Source organism: Thermodesulfobacteriota bacterium, from assembly GCA_039028315.1.
GTDB lineage: Bacteria > Desulfobacterota_D > UBA1144 > Nemesobacterales > UBA2774 > CR02bin9.
Map to the genome: position 1 here is coordinate 1 of JBCCIH010000163.1, position 5,639 is coordinate 5,639.

At 38.5% G+C, this 5,639-nt stretch carries 5 protein-coding genes; all 5 read left to right on the forward strand.

All coding sequences use genetic code 11. The features are described 5' to 3' along the window. Positions 1-384: 384 nt before the first annotated feature. The 5 genes from AAF462_09635 (at position 385) to AAF462_09655 (ending at position 5,508) form a co-directional block, all read left to right on the forward strand. The gene (locus AAF462_09635) at positions 385-1,392 is read left to right on the forward strand and encodes a TRAM domain-containing protein (GenBank protein ID MEM7009380.1); all 1,008 of its coding nucleotides are present in this window, start codon (positions 385-387) and stop codon (positions 1,390-1,392) included. Further along, positions 1,385-2,107: a 2-C-methyl-D-erythritol 4-phosphate cytidylyltransferase gene (ispD, locus tag AAF462_09640; GenBank protein ID MEM7009381.1), complete on the forward strand. Its 723-nt coding sequence runs from the start codon at positions 1,385-1,387 to the stop codon at positions 2,105-2,107. The genes AAF462_09635 and ispD overlap by 8 nt, the downstream gene beginning before the upstream one ends. Beyond that, positions 2,107-2,580, forward strand: a complete 474-nt coding sequence (gene ispF, locus AAF462_09645) for a 2-C-methyl-D-erythritol 2,4-cyclodiphosphate synthase (GenBank protein MEM7009382.1) — start codon at positions 2,107-2,109, stop codon at positions 2,578-2,580. Before ispD ends, ispF begins: the two co-directional genes overlap by 1 nt. A 131-nt stretch (positions 2,581-2,711) precedes the next feature. Beyond that, positions 2,712-5,003, forward strand: coding sequence for a DNA internalization-related competence protein ComEC/Rec2 (locus tag AAF462_09650; protein ID MEM7009383.1), 2,292 nt, complete (start codon positions 2,712-2,714; stop codon positions 5,001-5,003). A gap of 40 nt (positions 5,004-5,043) precedes the next feature. After that, positions 5,044-5,508 carry a hypothetical protein gene (locus AAF462_09655; GenBank protein MEM7009384.1) on the forward strand — a complete coding sequence of 155 codons (465 nt, stop codon included), beginning with the start codon at positions 5,044-5,046 and terminating at the stop codon, positions 5,506-5,508. Positions 5,509-5,639: the final 131 nt, after the last annotated feature.

Here is a 5,639-nt window from a genome sequence, read left to right on the forward strand (position 1 = left end):
AAGGGGTCTGTCCAAGTTTGGGTTACGCTTATTGACAGTACCACAGGAGAGGTTTTGGCAGATGTCGGCATAGACGGCAGAGCCAAGGGGCCAGGTACTGGGAGAAGTAAGTACACGAGGGTGGTTGACGAGATAGTCAACATAGTAGAAGAAGTAAATAGTGGGCAGTCATAAAACACTATATTTAATAAAATACTCTCTGCTGCGCTTGCTGCTCGGTATTGAAAAATAGGCTAAGTTAACCCTTAATAAGGGCTAAGGTGCAAATAACATACATACTCAAAACTTAAGAGCACCGTAAATAACTTGTTTTACATACTTATTTCTAATACTTAGTTCTATTTTACTTCCAAGCAAGCTTAGGCGGGGATCGAGGTGAGCGAAATGAAGCTTAAGATTCTATTTTTTATACTAGCTGCACTTGCCGGATTTGGAATATCATATCCAAATTTCGAAATACCAATATCTGTTGGTATTGGAATCCTGCTAGGTGTAGTTACAGTAGGAATTGTCTGGGGTTCAGAGTTTATAATGAAATCCTTCAGCCCAAAGGCCATATTGGGGGGCGCTTTAGGAATGGGAGCAGCAGCGCTGTCATTTTTTGCATTAACCCAGGTTTTGGGAATGCTTTCTATACCAGAAACTTATTTACCGTATCTATCAGTTGCATTCTTTCTCCTCTTGTTTCATATTGGAATTAACCTTGGTGTTAATAAAGGAAGGGAGGTAGAAGAGGCCGGCAGAAGATATTCTTCTAAAGGCGGCGAACCTAAAATACTAGACACAAGTGTTATCATTGACGGCAGAATTGCAGATGTAGCAGAGGCCGGGTTTATAACGGGACAGTTAATTGTGCCCAAATTTATTATAAAAGAGCTTCAGCACATAGCCGACTCTTCTGAGCCAATTAAACGTGTTAGAGGAAGGCGAGGTCTTGACGTGCTTAAGAGGATGCAGAAAGACATTCCAAATGTATCCATAAAAATTAGCAGTCAGGACTTTCCGGGCGTTAAAGAGGCGGATTTAAAACTAGTTGAGCTTGGGGCCAAAATAAAAGGCCTTATCATCACGAATGATTACAACCTTAATAAAGTTGCGGGGCTCCAGAATGTTAAAGTGCTAAATTTAAATCAGCTCTCAAATGCGCTTAAGCCTGTTGTGCTTCCCGGTGAAACTATGAACATTCATGTGGTTAAAGAAGGTAAAGAGGACAACCAGGGCGTAGGCTATCTAGAAGACGGCACAATGGTTGTGGTTGATGACGCCAAGAGACACCTTGGGAACAAGATAGATGTCTCAGTAACAAGTGTGCTGCAGACACCGACAGGAAGAATGATATTCTCAAAAGTGAAAGAAGATAACAAGCGCATGGCTTCAAATTATCATGGCTAATATAAAAGCTTCTGCCATCATTACTGCTGGCGGAGCAGGAACAAGATTCGCATCTAAGGGGGCTCCAAAACAGTTTGCAGCCCTCTTGGATAAGCCGATATTAGTGTATTCAACCCAGAGTTTTCAAAGCTCAGATCATATCTCAGAGATAGTTTTAGTAGTTCCAAAGGGATGGGAAGAGCATACACAAAAGGAGATTGTAGAAAGATACAATCTCTCTAAAGTATCTAACATTGTAGCTGGCGGCGCTCAGAGACAAGACTCTGTTCAAAGAGGTCTTAAGTCAATCACATCAAATCCAGATATAGTAGCGGTGCACGACGGGGTTAGACCCTTTGTAACTACAAAGCTTATTGAGGAAGTATTATCTGAAGCAAGCCGTTTTGGAGGCGCCATAGCTGCGGCACCATCGATAGATACTATAAAACAATCCGGCACTGATGATCTTATTTCAACAACTTTACCAAGAGAGAAAATATGGCTTGCTCAAACTCCACAAGCTTTTAAATATGATATTTTAGTTAAAGCATATGAAAAAGCGGCACAAGATGAATATATAGGAACTGACGAGTCTATATTGGTGGAAAGAATCGGAAAACAAGTAGCACTTGTAAGCGCATCTAAATATAATATAAAAATAACAACTCCTAATGATATAAAACTAGGGGAATTTATATTAAAATCAAAGATTTTCGAGAACAAGCAAGAACTATGATTAAGATAGGGTATGGTTTTGACGCACATAGGTTTTCTAATGACACAAAGCTCATTATAGGAGGAGTCCATATTCCCTTTGAGCTTGGGCTATCAGGACACTCAGACGCCGATGTTCTGAGCCATGCAATTTGCGACGCTCTTCTAGGAGCGATCGGAGAGGGAGATATAGGAAGTCACTTCCCAGATTCAGATCCCAAATATAAAGGCATGTCCAGTCTATTTTTTCTAAACGAAACTATGAAGCTGCTTAATCAAAAAGGATTTCATATAGAAAATTTAGATAGTGTAGTTGTATGCGAGAAGCCAAAAATATCTCCTCATATTGAAGAAATAAAAAAATCCTTATCCCAAGTACTGAAAATTACCCCTGATTTAGTAGGCGTGAAAGCCACCACAACAGAGAAAATGGGCTTTACAGGCCGTGGTGAAGGAATTGCCGCCCACTGCGTTGTTCTGATCAAAACCGTTTAGCCACCTACTCATATATTTCCAAACTACTAAAATATTGCTTGCAAGATACAAACACCCTCGTTAAATAACTTTTTATTAAACTTCATATTTCATCTATAATAAAAATTCAAGTCCAATTGCAGCAAAGAAATATGAAAGAGATCGGGCAGAAATCATACAGGCTTTTCTATACTCATAAAATTGTGCTCATATTAGTGAGTTTTATTATTGGGATTTTACTAAATGAACACACAGAGAGTCCTTGGATACTTGCCGCCATAACTGCAAGTATTGCAATTTTGTTAACAATCATTGCAAGAAATTATAGTTTTTTACTATTTCTGCCGCTAGGCCTGATATTCGCTGTAAACTCACAGCAGATATATCCGGACAACGTTCTAAACTATGCTGGTAAGAAAATAGATATTGAGGGCACGCTGTATAGATCCCCCGAAAGAACTCAAGATGGCTCGAGAATATATCTTCAAAGCTATTATGTAATAAACAATGGTACAAAACAGAAAGTGAGCGGAAATGTGATGATTTATGCACTAGAAAACATAGAGCTTTCATATGGCGAAAGGGTGCGCCTAATAAATGTGAAACTTAGCCCTTTTGAGAATTACAATAACCCGGGCGGCTTTGATCTAAAAAAATTCTATGAGAGGCAATACATATTTGCATCCGGGTTTATTCAGAATAAAGATCAAATCATATCATTTGGTCTTTCTGACTCCTTTAGCAAGACGATGAATTACATAGATAAACTAAGGATTCGATATGGAAATTTTGTCAGAGAGAAGTTTAAGTCACCTCAGAGTGAGATATTGAATGCGATCTCTATCGGTGAGAAAAGAGGACTGCCTCAACAGATAAGAACGGAGTTCTCTAGAGCTGGAGTTGCCCATATTTTTGCGATATCTGGGCTTCATGTCGGCGCTGTTGCACTCGCATTTTTTTTCTTAATCAAATGGCTTTTAAAACGCTCAGAGTATTTGATGCTTAAGTTCCAGGTTCCCAGACTGGCAGCCGCAATCACAATTGTGCCCGTTTTCCTTTATTCCGCAGTGGCTGGTTTTTCAACATCTACACTAAGAGCTTTTATTATGATCTCGCTCTATCTTATTTCAATTGTAATTGGAAAAGAGGAGCACCGAATAAATACCCTATGCGCTGCGGCATTTATAATACTTGTCTGGCATCCATGGTCGTTGTTTGAGCTCTCGTTCCAACTCTCATTCTCGGCGGTATTCGCAATTTTAATTGCACATAAGTTCTACCCATTTAAATTTGTTACTATTGAAGACAAGATATACAGTTTGCTTAAAACAACCATAGCTGCTGCGCTTATTACTTTTCCATTAGTCGCTAATTCATTTGGAATAATGAGCCTTGTTTCCATACCAGCAAACCTAACACTAGTGCCGATTGTAGAATTTATAGTAGTCCCGATTAGCCTTCTATCATTTGTTGCATTTTTAATCTCGCCATATATTGCAGAGCCCCTTATGTCACTGAATTTGTTTTTTATTGATATGCTGATTTTTGGAGTAGAGCTGTTTTTAAAAATTCCATATTCCTCGCTGACCGTGCCGCCCATGAACACCGTAAGCTGGATAGTATTCGTTATACTGGCAGTAAGCCTTGTCGCTAATTCTCTATATCCGAAGATTAAATATATTCTGCCAATCTTAGTGCTGGGGTTCATAGCATCTATTATTTATCCAATCTCCACTAAATCTATAAATGATGAATTAGTTGTTAGCTTTATAGATGCAGGTGAGAGCAGAAGCTCGGTATTGATAGAGCAAGCCGAGGGTAGAAATATTCTAATAAACGGAGGCTATACAAGATCTAACCGGGACGGCTACTTAGACAAGACTGTGGTAACAAAATATCTATTGAACCGTGGTATCAGGCAGATCGATCTATTTATACTTAACTCATTGGACAAAGACCATCTAAATGGTGCGGTGCACATTACAGATAAATTTGATGTATCAACAATAGTTACAAACGGCGATAAGCTAATCGGAGAGCTGTGGGAAAAAATATATGAAAAAAACATAGAGTGGGCTAGCTTATCAGATATCGGTGATCAAATCTCAATCGATAATCTCAAGATAGACATTCTAAGACCAGCGCAAAACTATATATCAGAAGATTCATCAATGCCCTATCCAATAGCATTTAGAGTCAATTATGGAGATACAAGTTTACTTATGGGAGAATCTCTCAATAAAGAGTCGGTACAAAGAGACTTGATGAAATATCATGGTGACAAAATAGATGCCACAGTTCTGTATCTGGTTAAAATTTCTGATAATGAGACATCCTACGAATTCATTAACTCAGTTTCTCCTGAGTTTTTGATTGTCGGCAACAATGAAAAGGGCAATGTGGTACTTACTAGTGACGGCATTGATGTAGAGTTTGAGGACTAAAGATGAAAGTAATTTAGTTTTTGATTAAACTTATATTCCTATGAAATATCTTATCCCAATGGTCATTATTGTTGCTCTCGTATTTTATTTCTTCATGCCTGCAAGCGAAGAAAAAGACGCTTCTTTAGAAATAGAGCTTTTGCTTAACAATCTTACAAAATCAGGGCAAAGAAAAGACATTGAAGTTGTAATGGAGTACTTTTCTCCTGATTACTCAGACTCATCTGATAGAACCTATATGTCGGTCAAAGAGATTATAGAGAAATCATTTGAGAGGTTTGACTCAATTAATGCAGGTTTTTCAAACTTAATCGTCTCAACAATAAAAGATGAAAATGGAGATGATAAGACTCTTGCCAATGTTGATGTCTGGGTGAGCGGTAATAGAGACGGTACTACTTTCAAGCTAATCGGCACAAAGGATGATCCTAAGAATATTAATATTGGCTTTCAAAGCATAATGTTTGGCGGGTGGAAGATAAAAAGCGTTGAAGACCTTCAATAAAGCTCTGCTACTCGTCCCCGCCTTCCATCTTGGCATTTATAAAGTCGCTTAAGATTTTAACGTCCGTATTTTTAGCCTCTTCTACCGATCCGGTGAATACAATCTTTCCGTGATACAAAAATGCAATTCTG

Coding starts and splice junctions, on each gene's coding strand:
- AAF462_09635 (MEM7009380.1), top strand. CDS start 385: ATGAAGCTTAAGATTCTATTTTTTATACTAGCTGCACTTGCCGGATTT.
- ispD (MEM7009381.1), top strand. CDS start 1,385: ATGGCTAATATAAAAGCTTCTGCCATCATTACTGCTGGCGGAGCAGGA.
- AAF462_09650 (MEM7009383.1), top strand. CDS start 2,712: ATGAAAGAGATCGGGCAGAAATCATACAGGCTTTTCTATACTCATAAA.
- AAF462_09655 (MEM7009384.1), top strand. CDS start 5,044: ATGAAATATCTTATCCCAATGGTCATTATTGTTGCTCTCGTATTTTAT.